Origin of the sequence: Amycolatopsis sp. NPDC088138 (assembly GCF_044741685.1) — a bacterium.
In the GTDB taxonomy this organism is placed as follows: Bacteria; Actinomycetota; Actinomycetes; order Mycobacteriales; family Pseudonocardiaceae; genus Amycolatopsis.
In genome coordinates, this window is record NZ_JBIUTB010000005.1 from 384,479 (window position 1) to 399,752 (window position 15,274).

At 71.3% G+C, this 15,274-nt stretch carries 12 protein-coding genes; 7 read left to right on the plus strand and 5 right to left on the minus strand.

Annotated elements, in window-relative coordinates; all coding sequences use genetic code 11:
• Positions 1-767 precede the first annotated feature (767 nt).
• The 4 genes from ACIOD2_RS28325 to ACIOD2_RS28340 are packed head-to-tail and all read left to right on the plus strand — an operon-like array spanning position 768 to position 6,909.
• On the plus strand, positions 768-5,141 hold the full coding sequence (locus ACIOD2_RS28325) for a nitrate- and nitrite sensing domain-containing protein (protein WP_400546139.1): 4,374 nt from the start codon (positions 768-770) through the stop codon (positions 5,139-5,141).
• Positions 5,138-5,590 carry a roadblock/LC7 domain-containing protein gene (locus ACIOD2_RS28330; protein ID WP_247063292.1) on the plus strand — a complete coding sequence of 151 codons (453 nt, stop codon included), beginning with the start codon at positions 5,138-5,140 and terminating at the stop codon, positions 5,588-5,590. The genes ACIOD2_RS28325 and ACIOD2_RS28330 overlap by 4 nt, the downstream gene beginning before the upstream one ends.
• 7 nt (positions 5,591-5,597) lie before the next feature.
• On the plus strand, positions 5,598-6,317 hold the full coding sequence (locus tag ACIOD2_RS28335; RefSeq protein WP_400544310.1) for a DUF742 domain-containing protein: 720 nt from the start codon (positions 5,598-5,600) through the stop codon (positions 6,315-6,317).
• A gap of 28 nt (positions 6,318-6,345) precedes the next feature.
• Complete coding sequence (locus ACIOD2_RS28340; RefSeq protein ID WP_323333027.1) at positions 6,346-6,909, plus strand: ATP/GTP-binding protein; 564 nt, start codon at positions 6,346-6,348, stop codon at positions 6,907-6,909.
• A 109-nt stretch (positions 6,910-7,018) separates the two neighbouring features.
• Here the strand turns inward: ACIOD2_RS28340 and ACIOD2_RS28345 are convergent, their stop codons facing one another.
• Genes ACIOD2_RS28345 through ACIOD2_RS28355 form a run of 3 tightly spaced genes read right to left on the minus strand, consistent with a single transcriptional unit; the run spans position 7,019 to position 8,443 of the window.
• Positions 7,019-7,657: a DUF899 domain-containing protein gene (locus tag ACIOD2_RS28345; RefSeq protein ID WP_400544313.1), complete on the minus strand. Its 639-nt coding sequence runs from the start codon at positions 7,655-7,657 to the stop codon at positions 7,019-7,021.
• Complete coding sequence (locus ACIOD2_RS28350; protein WP_400544316.1) at positions 7,654-8,106, minus strand: SRPBCC domain-containing protein; 453 nt, start codon at positions 8,104-8,106, stop codon at positions 7,654-7,656. Before ACIOD2_RS28350 ends, ACIOD2_RS28345 begins: the two co-directional genes overlap by 4 nt.
• A complete protein-coding gene (locus ACIOD2_RS28355) occupies positions 8,099-8,443 on the minus strand; it encodes an ArsR/SmtB family transcription factor (protein ID WP_400544319.1) in 345 nt (114 codons plus the stop codon). The genes ACIOD2_RS28350 and ACIOD2_RS28355 overlap by 8 nt, the downstream gene beginning before the upstream one ends.
• A gap of 138 nt (positions 8,444-8,581) precedes the next feature.
• Here ACIOD2_RS28355 and icmF point away from each other — a divergent pair, with 138 nt between their 5' ends.
• Positions 8,582-11,815 carry a fused isobutyryl-CoA mutase/GTPase IcmF gene (icmF, locus tag ACIOD2_RS28360; RefSeq protein ID WP_400544322.1) on the plus strand — a complete coding sequence of 1,078 codons (3,234 nt, stop codon included), beginning with the start codon at positions 8,582-8,584 and terminating at the stop codon, positions 11,813-11,815.
• Here icmF and ACIOD2_RS28365 read toward each other — a convergent pair.
• Both ACIOD2_RS28365 and ACIOD2_RS28370 read right to left on the minus strand, forming a co-directional pair.
• The gene (locus ACIOD2_RS28365) at positions 11,812-12,588 is read right to left on the minus strand and encodes a hypothetical protein (RefSeq protein WP_400544325.1); all 777 of its coding nucleotides are present in this window, start codon (positions 12,586-12,588) and stop codon (positions 11,812-11,814) included. The genes icmF and ACIOD2_RS28365 overlap by 4 nt on opposite strands.
• Positions 12,585-13,295 (minus strand): class I SAM-dependent methyltransferase, encoded by a 711-nt coding sequence (locus ACIOD2_RS28370; protein ID WP_400544328.1) that lies wholly within the window; start codon positions 13,293-13,295, stop codon positions 12,585-12,587. Before ACIOD2_RS28370 ends, ACIOD2_RS28365 begins: the two co-directional genes overlap by 4 nt.
• 107 nt (positions 13,296-13,402) lie before the next feature.
• On the opposite strand from ACIOD2_RS28370, the gene ACIOD2_RS28375 reads away from it, so the two are divergent.
• Positions 13,403-14,233 (plus strand): LLM class F420-dependent oxidoreductase, encoded by an 831-nt coding sequence (locus ACIOD2_RS28375; protein WP_400544330.1) that lies wholly within the window; start codon positions 13,403-13,405, stop codon positions 14,231-14,233.
• Between the two features lie 46 nt (positions 14,234-14,279).
• The gene (locus ACIOD2_RS28380) at positions 14,280-15,272 is read left to right on the plus strand and encodes a TIGR03557 family F420-dependent LLM class oxidoreductase (protein ID WP_400544332.1); all 993 of its coding nucleotides are present in this window, start codon (positions 14,280-14,282) and stop codon (positions 15,270-15,272) included.
• Positions 15,273-15,274 lie beyond the last annotated feature (2 nt).

The window sequence follows — 15,274 nt, forward strand, 5'->3', positions numbered from 1 at the left end:
ACGGCGTGCTGTCGTCATTGGTGTTCGCTGCGGCGAACGGGGTATTCGCACCGGACTCGGGTAGTCATCTGTCACTCAGAGTGTCCGAAGGGGCCTGCGGTCGCCTTGGAGAGGGTCGCCCGGCAGCGGGCGTGGCGGAGAAGATCCACTGGTCAATGCGGGGTCCCGAAAGGAATCACCAGGTCGGGCGACGGTCGGCCGGAACGCCACAACATCGGGCACACCTTGCCACTTGACCCACCCGATGGGGGTACTGAGTGTAGATCGTCCGAGGGATGTGATTGCGCTGGGTGGGCTAATCGGGTGACGGCCGGACGCCAACGGCCAGCGCGTCCGGTAACCGGAATTCCCTCTTCCGCCCCCGACCGTGCAGAATGAGTCCGCCCACTACCGGGCCGGAAACTACTTTTCGCAGGTCAGCGCACGAATCGGGAACAAAATTGACCGGTCTGGCCGCGGGGGTACGATTCTTTGGCCCAGCTGACCGCAGCGATCCGATTGGCACCGATTAAGTTGATCTCGACGACCGTGCAGACCGCAACTTGCGCCGTGCACGTGCAGAGTCCCGGGCACGGGACCTCGGGACGGTGCCTGCTGCGCGCGGCCGGAGGGGCAGCCGGGGACGTGCGAGGGGGCCCGGGGAGCGGCTGGGCGGTGGCGGCACGACCGCCCGCCGGAACGCCGCGAGCCGGGACGCCGTGCGGCCGACGCGGATCCATGACGCCGGACAGGGAGTCACTCACGTGACCGTTGCAGGAGAAGGTCAGGTGCCCGTCGGGGAACTGCTCGGCCGAGCACCCCGGCGGTCGAAGGGGAAGGCCGTCTGGCAGGCGCTGGTGCGCTGGCGCGACTGGAGCCTCCCCGTCAAGCTTTCGGCCGTCACCGTCGTGCCCATCGCGCTCGCGATGGTGCTCGGCATCACGACGATCGCCGGCCAGGTCGGCCGCTCGGACGACTACCAGCGGCTCGACCGCCTGGTCACCCTCGGCGGCCAGGTGCGCGCGCTCACCGCCGCGCTGCAGCAGGAGCGCACGGTCACCGCCGCGATGCTCGCCGAGGGCACCGTCGGCGGCACGCCCGAGCTGTCGGCGGCCCGCAAGGCGGCCGACGCCGCGGTCGTCCCGTTCACCGACGCCCAGGCCCGCGCGTCCGCCATCGAGCCCGGCGTGGCCGGTGCCGCCGGCGCGGCCACCGCGCAGGTCAACAACCTCGGCTTCCTCCGCCGCCAGGTCGACGGCGGCCAGCTCGACCCGGGCCAGGCCGTCACCGCCTACTCCGGCGTCACCAGCGCGCTGATCGGCCTCGACACCGCGGCCACCGCGGGCGCCGGTGACGGCACCCTCGGCGGCACGCCCGCCGGGCTGCACGAGCTGCTCGTCGCGGGCGAGCAGGTGTCGCTCAGCCAGGCGATGGTGTCCTACGGCATCAACCGCGGCGCACTCTCGCCGAGCGAGCTGGCCACCCTGCGCGCCGCCGAGCTGCGGCTGGCCGACCGGCTCGTCGACTTCCGGTCCGCGGCGGGCGACTCGCTGCAGCGCGACTTCGCGGCGATCGCCGAGGGCACGCAGGCGCAGAGCCGCGCCCGGATGGTCGAATCCGTGCTCGGCGTGCAGCCCGACTCCGCACGCGACGCCTTCCGCTCCCTGTCCGCGACCGACTGGAACGCCGCGTCCACGGCGATGCGGACGCAGATCGCCCAGGTCGCCGACCGGCTCGGCACGACGGCGTCGGACACGTCGTCGCGGCTGGTCGAGGAGGCCAGCAGCGGGGCCGGGCTGCTCGCCGTGCTGCTGTTCGCCACCATGGTGCTCGCCGTCGCGGTCGTCTTCCTCATCACCCGCCAGCTGCTGCGCTCGCTGAAGGTGCTGCGGCGCAGCGCCCTCGACGTCGCCGAGACCGCGCTGCCGGAGGCCGTCCGCAACATCCAGGAAGGCCGCGCGCAGGGCACCGACGTCACCCCGGTGCCGGTGCGCACCGACGACGAGGTCGGCGAAGTGGCCCGCGCCTTCGACAAGGTGCACCACCAGGCGCTGCGCCTGGCGACCGAGCAGGCCGCGATGCGCACCGGTTACGGCAGCGTGTTCGTCAACCTGTCGCGGCGCAGCCAGAGCCTGGTGCAACGGCAGCTGCAGCTGATCGAGCAGCTCGAGCGGGACGAGGAGGACGCCGACCAGCTCGCGACGCTGTTCCAGCTCGACCACCTCGCCACCCGGATGCGGCGCAACAACGAGAACCTGATGGTCCTCTCCGGCGCCGAGCCGGGCCGCCGGTCCGGCAAGCCGGTCGGCACCACCGACATGCTCCGCGCCGCGGTGTCGGAGATCGAGCAGTACCAGCGGGTCCAGGTGCAGCCGCCGCCCCCGGCGCGGGTCGTCGGGTACGCCGCGAGCGACCTGATGCGCCTGGTGGCCGAGCTGCTGGACAACGCGACCGCGTTCTCCGCGCCGGAGACGTCGGTGACGGTGGCGTCGCGGCTGGCCGAGGACGGCTCGCTCAACATCGACATCCTCGACAAGGGCATCGGCATGAACGAGGCCGAGGTCACCGAGGCGAACACCCGGCTGACCGAGGCCGGGTCGGTCGACCTGGCGACGTCGCGCCGGATGGGCCTGTTCGTGGTCGGCCGGCTGGCCAGCAGGCACCGGATCGGCGTCTCGCTGCACGGCGGCAAGGACATCGTCGGCGTCCGGGCCACCGTCGTGGTCCCGGCGGAGCTGGTGATGCCGGCGACCGACGGCCCGCTGACCGGCCCGATCGGCACGCTGCAGCAGTCGCCGCTGAGCCCGCCCGCGGGCTCGCAGCTGCCGCGCCGCCAGGTCAACGGCAACTCCCGCCCGCAGCCGGTGGTCCCGCAGCAGCCGCCGATGGGGGAGGAGCGCTGGCCCTCGGCCAGCGACCTCGCCGGGCTGGCCAACGGCCACGGCCCCAAGGCCGAGCGGCCGCCGACGGACCTGGAGATCTCCGGGACGGACCTGTTCGCCCCGATCCCGAAGGACGACCCGGCCCCGCCGCCGCGCCCGACCCTGCCGCCGGTGCCCGCGGTGCTGCCGGTGCCGCAGCCGCCGCGCCACGACGACCTGCCCTCGGGCAAGGACCTGTTCTCCGCCAACGAAACCACGCTCAGCGACTGGTGGCGGCACGCGACCGGGAAGCCGGCGCCCGCGGCCAAGCCGGCCCCGGCCCCGGCGCCGGACCGCTCCGAGACGACGCCGATCTTCGACGAGATGCTGTCGGCGTGGTTCCGCGAGGACAAGCCCGCCGAGAAGGTGCCGGCTCCCGCGGTCGCCGAAGAGGAACCGGTCGCCGAAGAAGCGGTACCGGAAGACGAGCCGGAGGGCCGCAGCTGGGACTTCGCGAGCGACGAAGAGTTCCGCACGGTCCAGGCGGTCACGAAGGCCGAACCGACGGCGTTCACCGACGCGGGCCTCCCGCGCCGCCGCCGCGGCGAGCAGCTGATGCCGGGCAGCGCGACCTCGAGCCCGCCGCCCCTGTCACCGGCCCCGGCCCGCTCGGACCTCCCGGTCCGCGACCCGGCGGACGTCCGCGGCCGCCTGAGCAGCTTCCAGCAGGGCGTGACCCGAGGCCGCGAGGAAGCCCGCCAGGCCGCCGCCGCGGGCACGGATTCGCCGCAGGAGCCGGACAACGCCCAGGCAGACCAGCCGGTCGGCCTGCAGCAGCCGGAACAGCAGCCGGGCAGCCCGCATTCGGGCGGGCAGCAGCGGTCTGGCGAGGAGCAGTCCGGCGAGCAGCCGAGTGGCTTGCACTCGGGCGAGCAGGAGCGGTCCGACGAGCAGCAGTCCGGCGACCGGCAGCCGGGCGGCCTGCGGGCGCGCGGACCGCAGCAGTCAGGTGAGCAGCCCGCGGCGCAGCAGCCGGGCGGCCTGAACGCGGCCGGGCACCAGCCCAGCGAGCCGCAGCCGGGCGGCATGCAGTCGGCCAGGCCGCAGGAGTTCGGTGAGCAGCCGGGCGAGCAGCAGCCGAACGGACGGCCCGGGACCCAGCTGCCGGGTCGGCGGTCTGCGGCGCAGTATTCCGAGGGCCGGCCGCCGGCGTTCGAGCAGTTCGGGGGGCAGCCGGGAGACCAGCGGACACCGGAAGGGCAGCAACCGGCCCAGCCGGGGGCGTTCCGGCAGTTCGGCGGGCAGCCGGGAGAACAGCTCTCCCCGGACGAGCAGGAGGCGGCTCGGTACTCCGGCGGCCGGGCACCGCAGCGGGCGGCGTTCCAGCCGCCCGACGGTCAGCCTCGCGAGCAGTACCCCCGCGAGCAGCAGCCCGGCGACCAGCGCCAGGGTCAGCCTTCGGGGTTCCACCAGCCCGTCAGGCAGCAGCCCAACGGAGGCCAGCCCAGCGGCCAGCCCAACGGCCAGCCCGCAGCGTTCCGACCCGGTGAGCAGCAGCCCAATGGGCAACCGGCGGCTTACCAGCCCGGCGAGCAGCAACCCCGGCAGGCGCCGTACCAGCCTGGCGCCTTCCCCCCGCCCGGTCCGGGGCAGTTCTCCCTGCCGCGGCAGTTCGGCGGGCAACCGCCGCAGCCGGGGCAGGGGCGGCCACCGGGCTTCCAGGAGCCGGGACGGCACCCGGTCCCGCCGGCGGCCTACCGGCAGCCCGGCCAGCCGGGCCGTCAACGCCCGGGAGAGCAGCAGCCCGGCCAGTACCCGGGCGAGCAGCAGCCGCCGCAGCAGCAAGAGCTGCCGCAGCAGCAAGATCTGCCGCAGCAGGGCGGGCGACCAGGCCAAGAGACCGGCCGACCGGCCCCGGCGCTGCCGACCAGGCAGTCCGGCCCGGCCGGAGAGCCGGCCGACCACCAGGAGATCCCCCCGGCGCTCCGCCGGGAGGAAACCGCCCTGGAGGCGACCGCGGAGTGGAACTTCGGGCCGGACGAGGGCTGGCGGGCCGTGCAAGCGGTCTCCCAGTCGGCGCCCGCGACGTTCACTTCGGCAGGATTGCCCCGGCGCCGTCGCGGGGAGCAGCTGCTCCCGGGCAGCGCCGCACCACCCACCGGGGGCACGGCCCCCCGGCCACAACGCGACGCACACGACGTACGCGGTCGCCTGCGCAGTTTCCAGCAGGGCATCGAGCGCGGACGCCACCGCAACGCTCGGGCGACCGAGAAGAACCACGAGACACTGGAGGGTGAATGACCTCGCCGAGTAGCGCTCAGCCGACGCAGAATCAGTTCGGCTGGCTGGTCAACGACTTCGCCGAGCGAGTACCCGGCGTGGCGCACGCGGTGGTCGTCTCGGCGGACGGCCTGCTGCTGTCCGCGTCGAACCGGCTCCCGCTCGATCGGGCCGACCAGCTCGCCGCGGTCGCGTCGGGACTGGTCAGCCTCACGCAGGGCGCCGCGCGCTGCTTCGAGGCCGGCGCGGTGAACGAGACGGTGGTCGAGATGGAGCTGGGGATCATGGTGCTGATGTCGATCAGCGACGGATCCTGCCTGGCTGTGCTCGCCGCCCCCAACTGCGACATCGGTCAGGTCGCTTACGAGATGACGATGCTCGTCGATCGGGTGGGCCAGATCCTGACCCCGGAGCTGCGCGCCCAGCTCCAGGGCTCGGGTGGGTCGCTGATCGGCGAACCGGTGGGATGATGGCGCGATGAGCACGGGGCCCGGATCTTTTGGCGAACCCCCGGAGGCGGACGCCTCCGGTGAAGGGGGCGACGGCACGTTCGCCGACGTCTTCAACGGGTTCACCCTGGATTCCGGCCGTGCCCGCCGGAAGCAGCGCAAGAAGAGCAAGGAGTCCCCGCCACCCCCGGCCGCGGGCGCCCACGCGGCCGCGGAACCGCCGGCGCCACCAGCGCCGTCGGCCGACCCAGGAGAACGTGTGACCTCTCTAGTCTCTCCACCCGGCAGTACCGACGGGGACAGTCCCAGGCCAGGTGGGCTGTTCGACCCGGGCCCGCCCAGCGGCGAGTTCGTCATGCCCCGGGTCTTCGAACAGCCATCGGCCCCCGAGGACCAGACGTCGATCGTGCGGCCCTACGCTCTCACCGGCGGCCGCACGCGTGCGAATTACGCGCTGGAGCTGGAGACACTCGTCTCCACGAAGGACTACGCTGCCACCGGTGGCCTCCCCGAAGTGGCCGCGGAGCAGATCGAGTGCATCTCGATCATGGAAGAGTGCCGGACACCCCGTTCGGTCGCCGAGATCGTTTCGGCGTTGCGCGTACCGCTGGGGGTGGCCCGGGTGCTGATCAGCGACGCGGCGGACGCGGGGCTGGTCACGGTGCACAAGACGATAACGGGCAATGACGGCGCCGAGGCACATCTGGTGTTGATGGAAAGGGTTTTGAGTGGACTCCGTCGGCTTTAAGGCACCGCGGGACACCGCGCCCCCGACCATGACATCCGCCAAGATCGTGGTGGCGGGCGGCTTCGGTGCGGGGAAGACGACGTTCGTCGGGTCGGTGTCGGAGATCGTGCCTCTCACCACCGAGGCGATGATGACCGACGCCAGCGTCGGGGTCGACAACCTCGACCAGACGCCGAACAAGTCGACGACGACCGTCGCGATGGACTTCGGCCGGGTCTCGCTGGACGCGGACCTGATCCTCTACCTGTTCGGCACGCCCGGGCAGCAGCGGTTCTGGTTCATGTGGGACGACCTGGTCCGCGGCGCCATCGGCGCGGTGGTCCTCGCCGACACGCGCAGGCTGGCCGACTCGTTCGCGCCGATCGACTTCTTCGAGGACCGTGGACTGCCGTACATCGTCGGCGTCAACACGTTCGACGGCGTGCTCGAGCACGACATCAACGACGTCCGCGAGGCGCTGTCGATCGACCCGAACATCCCGATCGTCCGCTGCGACGCCCGGGACCGCGAGTCGACCAAGCAGACGCTGATCACGCTGGTCGAGTACGCGATGCGGCAGTGGATCGCGCTGCGGGCGGCCAACGCGCGCTGACGCCGTCAGGGCCCGGGGCGTGCCCCGGGCCCGGCTGCGTGGCAACACGGCCCGCTCGTCGAACGTGCGGCGAGGCCGTTCCGAGTCGCGCCTCGGTACGGCCGGACTCTCAGTATTCGTCGTGGCGCCGCCACCAGGAGCTGGGCGCGTCGTCGCCGTGGCTGTCCTCTTCCCACGCCTCCTGGCGGCCCAGCGGGGTGACGTCGAGGTAGCGGTGCGACGCCAGGAACATCTCGCCGCCGCGTCCGGTCGTGAAGTACGTCCGGTAGACCTCGTCGCCCTCGCGCAGGAACACGCTGACGCCGAAGCCGCCGCCGACCCCGCAGTCCTCGGTGAAGCCGGTGCCGTGCGCCGACACCCACGGCACGTCCCAGCCCATGCGCGTCTTGTACCGCTCGATCTCGGGCAGGGTCGCGGGCGCGACGACCTTGAGCGTGACGTCCCGCGCGTGCAGGTGCGCCAGGTGCGGCAGGTTGTCGACGAGCAGCGAGCAGCCCGGGCAGCCCGCCTCGTCACCCGGGTGCAGCATGAAGTGGTAGACGATCAGCTGCCGGCGGCCGTCGAACAGGTCGAGCAGGCTGACCTTGCCGTCCGCGCCGTCGAACGGGTAACTCGCGTCGAAGCGGACCATCGGCAGGCGCCGGCGCTCGGCGGCGAGGCGGTCGGCCGCCTTCATGTGCTCCTTCTCCTTGACCAGCAGCGCGTCGCGCGCGGCCTGCCATTCCTCCGGGGAGACGATCGCGGTCATCGGGTTTCCTCTCGTCGGGTGGGGAGGGCGCCGGCCAGGTCGTCGAAGCTCGAGGTCCAGCCGTCGTGGTGGCCGTCGCGCTCGGCGGTGCTCGGGAAGCCGGCCTGGGTGAAGGTCATCTCGGTCTTGCCGCCGAGGTCGGCGAAGCCGATCGTCACGACGGTCTCGGTGCCGCGGTCGCCGTCGGCGTCCCAGGCGAAGGTGAACACGAGCCGTTCGGGGGCGGTGATCTCGTGGTAGACGCCGCGCATCCAGTGCTCGTCGCCTTCGGGGGAGCGGATGCACGCTCGCCAGTGGCCGCCTTCGCGGGTGTCGAGGGTGACCGCGCACCCGGTGAAGCCGCTCGGGCCCAGCCAGCTCGCCAGGTGGTCCGGGTCGGTCCACGCGGTGAAGACGAGCTCGCGGGGCGCGTCGAAGACCCGGGTGATGGTCAGTGCGGAGTCAGGCATCCTCGGCTCCTTGCTGCAGTTCGCGCAGGTGCTCGTCGAGGCGGTCGAAGCCGCCTTCCCAGAACCGGCGGTAGGCCGCGACCCAGTCGGCGACGTCTTCCAGCGGTTTCGCCTCCAGCCGGCAGGGCCGCCACTGGCGGGTGCGGCCGCGGGTGATCAGCCCGGCCTGTTCCAGCACCTTCAGGTGCCGGGAAACCGCGGGCAGGCTCATCGGCAGCGGCCCGGCGAGCTCGTTGACCGTCGCCTCGCCGGTCGAAAGCCGGGCCAGGATGGCACGCCGCGTCGGGTCGGCGAGCGCCGACAACGTGCGGCTCAGCTGATCAGTGGCAGTAGTCATTTCAGCACCTTGTTAATTAACGGACTGGTTAAACATAGCTGTCAGCTGGGCGTTGTCAAGGTTCTCCGGCCGTGCGGTGAGATCCGCGTCACTGGTCGTCGGGTTTCCAATAGTAGGAAGTCCAAGTATTTTGAAGGGATGAGCAGTGAGCTGTACCGCCCCGCGCACCCCGTCCGGTTCGTCACGGCGTCGAGCCTGTTCGACGGCCACGACGCGTCGATCAACATCATGCGGCGGATCCTGCAGTCGCAGGGCGCGGAGGTCGTGCACCTCGGCCACAACCGGTCGGTCGACGAGGTGGCCACCGCGGCCATCGCCGAGGACGTCCAGGGTGTCGCCATCTCGGCTTACCAGGGCGGGCACGTCGAGTACTTCTCCTACCTGGTCGAGCTGCTGCGCGAGCGCGGCGCCGGCCACATCAAGGTCTTCGGCGGCGGGGGCGGGGTGATCGTGCGCGAGGAGATCGACCTGCTGCACTCGCGCGGCGTCGCCCGGATTTTCTCGCCCGAGGACGGCTACGAGATGGGCCTGCCGGGCATGATCAACATGATGATCAAGGCCTGCGACGTCGACCTCGCGGCCGAGGCCCCGGCCCTCGACAAGGTGCTCTCCGGCGACGTCCCGGCGCTGGCGCGGGTGATCACCCAGCTGCAGGCGGAACGGCTGCCCGAAGACCTGCTGAGCGGGATCACCGAAGCCGCGGGGAAGCGGGAGGTGCCGGTGCTCGGCATCACCGGCACCGGTGGCTCGGGCAAGTCGTCGCTCACCGACGAGCTGATCCGGCGCTTCCGCCTGGACCAGGAGGACAAGCTGCGGATCGCGGTGCTCGCGGTCGACCCGTCCCGGCGCAAGGGCGGCGGCGCGCTGCTCGGCGACCGCATCCGGATGAACTGCCTCGACGGCTCGCCGGTGTACTTCCGCTCGCTGGCCACCCGGACGACGTCCGGCGAGATCCCGGCCGGGCTGAGCGAGTCCATCCTGGCGTGCAAGGCCGCCGGCTTCGACCTGGTGATCGTCGAGACGCCGGGCATCGGCCAGGGTGACGCCGGGATCGTCGACTTCGTGGACCAGTCGCTGTACGTGATGACGCCGGAGTTCGGCGCCGCGTCGCAGCTGGAGAAGATCGACATGCTCGACTTCGCCGACGTCGTCGCGATCAACAAGTTCGAGCGCCGCGGCGCCGAGGACGCCCGCCGCGACGTCGCGCGCCAGCTGGTGCGCAACCGCGAGGCGTTCGAGTCCGGCCCCGACGACATGCCGGTGTACGGCACGAGCGCGGCGAAGTTCAACGACGACGGCGTCACCGCGCTGTACCAGCAGCTGCGGAGCCTGCTCGCCGAGCGCGGCCTGACCGTCTCGGCCGGGACGCTGCCGCAGGTCGAGGGCAAGGTTTCGACCGACGCGAGCACGGTCATCCCGGGCACCCGCGCGCGGTACCTGGCCGACATCTCCGAGACCGTCCGCGGTTACCACGCGAAGACCGAGCAGCAGGTCGCGGCGATCCGCAAGCGGGAGGCGCTGGCCACCGCCCGTGCCGAGCTGGCCAAGGCAGCCGCGGACACCGACGCGCTGGACGGGCTGCTCGCCTCCGCCGAGTCCGATGTGGACGGCGAGTCGGCGAAGCTGCTCGAACGTTTTCGCGTGCTGGCCGAGGAATACCGCCAGGACGAGCTCGTCGTGAAGATCCGCGACAAGGAGCTGCGCACCCAGCTCTGGCGCGACACGCTGTCCGGCAACCGGATCCCGCGGGTCGCCCTGCCGCGCTACGCCGAGTCCGGCGAGCTGCTGTCGTTCCTGCGCCGCGAGCACCTGCCCGGATACTTCCCTTACACGGCGGGCGTTTTCCCGTTCAAGCGCGACGGCGAGGACCCGGCCCGGATGTTCGCCGGCGAGGGTGACGCGTTCCGCACCAACCGCCGGTTCAAGATGCTCTCGGCCGACTCCGAGGCCAAGCGCCTCTCGACCGCGTTCGACTCGGTGACGCTCTACGGCCACGACCCGCACACCCGCCCCGACATCTACGGCAAGGTCGGCACGTCCGGGGTGTCCATCGCGTCGCTCGAGGACATGAAGGTCCTCTACGACGGCTTCGACCTGACCGCGCCGAACACGTCGGTGTCGATGACGATCAACGGCCCGGCGCCGACGATCCTGGCCTACTTCCTCAACACCGCGATCGACCAGCGCGTCGAGGTGTTCAAGGCCGAGCACGGCCGCGACCCCTCGGACGAGGAAGCCGCCGAGCTGCGCGAGTGGGCGCTGAAGAACGTGCGGGGCACGGTCCAGGCCGACATCCTCAAGGAGGACCAGGGCCAGAACACCTGCATCTTCTCCACCGAGTTCAGCCTCCGGATGATGGCCGACGTCCAGGAGTGGTTCATCGAGCACGGCGTCCGCAACTTCTACTCGGTGTCGATCTCCGGCTACCACATCGCCGAGGCCGGGGCGAACCCGATCTCGCAGCTGGCGTTCACGCTGTCCAACGGCTTCACCTACGTCGAGTCGTACCTGGCGCGCGGCATGGACATCGACGACTTCGCGCCGAACCTGTCGTTCTTCTTCTCCAACGGCATGGACGCGGAGTACTCGGTGCTCGGCCGGGTGGCGCGGCGGATCTGGGCCGTGGCCATGAAGGAGCGCTACGGCGCGAACGAGCGGTCGCAGAAGCTCAAGTACCACGTGCAGACGTCCGGGCGGTCGCTGCACGCGCAGGAGATGAGCTTCAACGACATCCGCACCACGCTGCAGGCGCTGTGCGCGCTCTACGACAACGCGAACTCCTTGCACACCAACGCGTTCGACGAGGCGGTCACCACGCCGTCGGAGGCGTCGGTGCGCCGCGCGATGGCCATCCAGATGATCATCAACAAGGAGTGGGGCCTGTCTAAGAACGAGAACCCGCTGCAGGGCTCGTTCGTCATCGACGAGCTGACCGACCTGGTCGAAGAGGCCGTCCTGCTGGAGTTCGACCGGATCTCCGAGCGCGGCGGCGTGCTCGGCGCGATGGAGACCGGTTACCAGCGCGGCAAGATCCAGGACGAGTCGATCCTGTACGAGCGCAAGAAGCACGACGGCTCGCTGCCGATCATCGGCGTCAACACCTTCCGCAACCCGCGCGCGGGCGAGGACGACATCGAGGTCGAGCTGGCCCGCGCGACCGAGGACGAGAAGAGGTCCCAGCTGGACCGGCTTTCGGACTTCCAGCACCGCCACAAGGAAGACGCCCAGCAGGCCCTGAAGGCCCTGCGCGAGGCCGCCACCCGCGGCGGCAACCTGTTCGGCGTCCTGATGGACGCGGCCCGCGTCTGCACCCTGGGCCAGATCACGGAAGCGTTCTTCGAGGTCGGCGGCCAGTACCGCCGCAACGTCTAGAGCGCCACGCGCAGGTACGCCCGGTCGTCGAAGGAGTCGGCGGCCGGGCGTTTTCCCTTGGTCTCCGGCGGGTCCAGCATGAGCGGGTCCCGCGCCAGCCGTTCGGCCAGCAGGCGCTCGGCCTCGGCCAGCGTGGGTGCGGGTGACGGGTAGCCGTCCGTGGTGATGACGACCTCCCGGACGCCGCCGGGCACCGGGACGACCTCGACGAACAGGTCCGGGACGTCCTGGCCGTCCAGCGCGCCGTAGCCGTAGCGCGGGTCGGGGCGGTTGCGCAGCCCGACCAGCGCGCGCAGCAGCTCCTGCACGGCCGCGCGTCCCGGATCCTCCGCCAGCAGCGTGGTTTCGGGGACGCCGTCGGCGAGGTGGCGGCGCAGCACGAGCGCGCGGGCCTCGGCCACGGCCCGTTCACCCGACGGGCGCGGCGGCACCGGCGTCCCGTCGAGCAGCACCCGGCCTTCGCCGACGCGCCAGATCTCGCGGCGGTCCAGGTGGAGTACGCAGAACGACACCGCCGAACCCACGCTCGCGTCTCCCAGCAACCTCCGGACCAGCGCCGTCGCGCTGTCGACCGCTTCGCGTGCCGGGCACCCGGCCGCGGTGGCGGCCAGGTGCCCGGCGACGGCTTCGGCGAGCGTGGCTCCGTCCGGTCCCGTGTCCCACGGCTTCTTCGTCGCGCCGTCGGCGACGCCGAGCACGTGCTCACCCAGGACCAGCCGGTCGGCGCAGGGGTCGTCGCCGGCGCGCGGCACCACCGACGACTCGAGGATCACGCCGCCGAACGTACCGCCTTCAGCTGCCAGACCGGCACCAGCACGCGGCCGTCGGCGTCGGTGCCGAGGGTGGCCAGCGCGGACGTGTCGGTCTCGGGGTCGAGGATCGCCCGGACGCTGGCCCGCAGCTCCTCCGCGCCGAACGCGGTGGTGTAGCGGGCAGGCTCGAGCCGTTCGATCGTCCAGTCCTTCCCGACGGTCTCCCGGAGGTTCTTCTCGCTGATCAGGTACGGCGCCGGGAACGCGTCCGGCACCTCCGTGGAGAAGCAGAAGAGGTGCAGCCGCGCGCCCGGCCGCGTCGCGCGGGTGAGCGCGGCGAGGTACTCGCGCCGCGCGTCCTCGTTCAGGCAGTGGTAGAGCGCGCTGTCGAGCACCGTGTCGAACCGGCCTTCGTACCCCTCGAGCTTCGTCGCGTCGGCGACGGCGAAGGTCACCCCTTCGGCGCGGGTGCGGGCCTGTTCGACGGCCGACGGCGCGCCGTCCAGCCCGGTGACGCTGAGCCCCCGCGAGGCGAGGAACCCGGAGTTGTCGCCGAGCCCGCAACCGATGTCGAGCACCTCGCCGGTGAACTCGCCGGCGTCGGCCAGCGCGACCACCAGCGGCTGCGGTGCGCCGAGGTCCCACGGCATCTTCCGCCCGATCGGGGTGGCGCCGCGGTAGGCCTGTTCGAAGTCGAGGTCTTCGGCGTTCATGCCCGGATTCGTCATCCTTGCCCCCTTATTCAACGTATGATGAGATAACCCCATCGTGCGACGGTGAGTGCACGACTGTCAACCCGGGGAATACGGCGGCGGGGCGAGGGGTAGTCGTTGATATGAAATTCGGGATCTCGACGTTCGTGACCGACGAGGGCATCCGGCCGGACGTGCTGGGCGCCGCACTGGAGGAGCGCGGCTTCGACTCGCTGTTCCTGGCCGAGCACTCGCACATCCCCACGAGCCGGGAAAGTCCGTACCCGGCGCCGGGCGGGCTGCCGGAGAAGTACAAGCGCACGCTCGACCCGTTCGTGGCGCTCACCGCGGCCGCCACCACGACGTCGGAGCTGCTGCTGGGCACCGGCATCGCGCTGCTGATCCAGCGTGACGTGATCCACACCGCCAAGGAGGTCGCCTCGCTCGACCTGATCTCCGACGGCCGCGCGCTGTTCGGCGTCGGCGTGGGCTGGAACCGCGAGGAGATGGCCAACCACGGCACCGACCCGAAGACCCGCGGCGCGCTGATCGACGAGCAGCTGGCCGCGCTCAAGGAGATCTGGACCAAGGACGAGGCCGAGTTCCACGGCAAGTACGTCGACTTCGACCCGATCTTCGCCTGGCCAAAGCCGGTGCACAAGCCGTACCCGCCGATCTACATCGGCGGCGAGAGCGAGGCCGCGATCCAGCGGCTGATCAAGTACGGCGACGGCTGGCTGCTGCGCGGGAACCTGCACTTCGACGAGGCCAAGAAGGTGCGCGACCGGCTGAACGCGGCGGGCCGCGAGGACGTCCAGTTCGCCGTCTTCGGCGGCGACACGAAGGCCAAGGTGATCGACGGCTTCCGCGACGCGGGCACCGAGCGCTACACGTTCATGCTGGAGACCATGCCGGAGGCCGAGACGCTCAAGCTGCTCGACGAGCTCGCCGAGGTGGCGGCGGCGCACCGGTGATCGTGGTTCGATGGCGGGAGGGATTCGAAATGAAGGAGCAGGACGCGTGAGTGAAGTGCAAATCGGTCTCGCCGCGGCGCTGGAGCAGTTCTCGCCGCGGGAGTCGATCCGGCTGGCGAAGCTGGCCGAGGAGCAGGGGTTCTCCGGCCAGATGGCGGCCGACCACTTCCAGCCGTGGGTGCCACAGCAGGGTGAGGCCTCGTTCGTGTGGAGCGTGCTGGCGTCGCTGGCCGAGAACACGGCCGGTGACCTCGGCCCGGGTGTGACGTGCCCCTCGTTCCGGCTGCACCCGGCGATGGTCGCGCAGGCCGCGGCCACCCTCGAAGCCACCTACCCGGGCCGCACCTGGCTGGGCATCGGCTCCGGCGAGGCGCTCAACGAGCACATCATCGGCGGCTACTGGCCGGAGGCCCCGGAGCGGGTCCGGCGGATGTTCGAGGCCCTCGAGATCATCCGGAAGCTGTTCACCGGCAAGGACGTCAAGCACTCGGGCGAGTTCTTCAAGCTGCACAACACGCGCTTGTGGACGCTGCCCGACGGCCCGCCGCCGCCCGTCTACATCGCCTCCGCGGGCCCGTACACCTCGCGCAAGACCGGTGAGCTGGCCGACGGCCTGATCACACCCGGTGCGTCCATCGACAAGCTGGCCGGCATCGTGGACAACTTCAACCAGGGCGCGAAGAAGGCCGGCAAGGACCCGGACTCGATGCCGAAGCTGCTGCAGGTGCACCTGTCGTGGGCCGAGGACGACGAGACGGCCTGGGCCAACGCGCTGGACCAGTGGCCCAACGGCGGCATGAAGTTCCCGAAGGCCGACGTGCGCTCGCCGTTCGACTTCGCGCAGATGGCGAAGCTGGTGCGGCGCGAGGACTTCGAGGGCCGCATGGTCGTCTCGAGCGACCCGGACGTGCACCGCGCGGCGCTGCAGAAGTACGTCGACGCCGGCTTCAACCGGATCTACATCCACAACGTGGGCCGCAACCAAGACGAGTTCCTCAACACCTTCGGCAAGGAAGTCCTGCCGAAGCTGAACGCCTGATG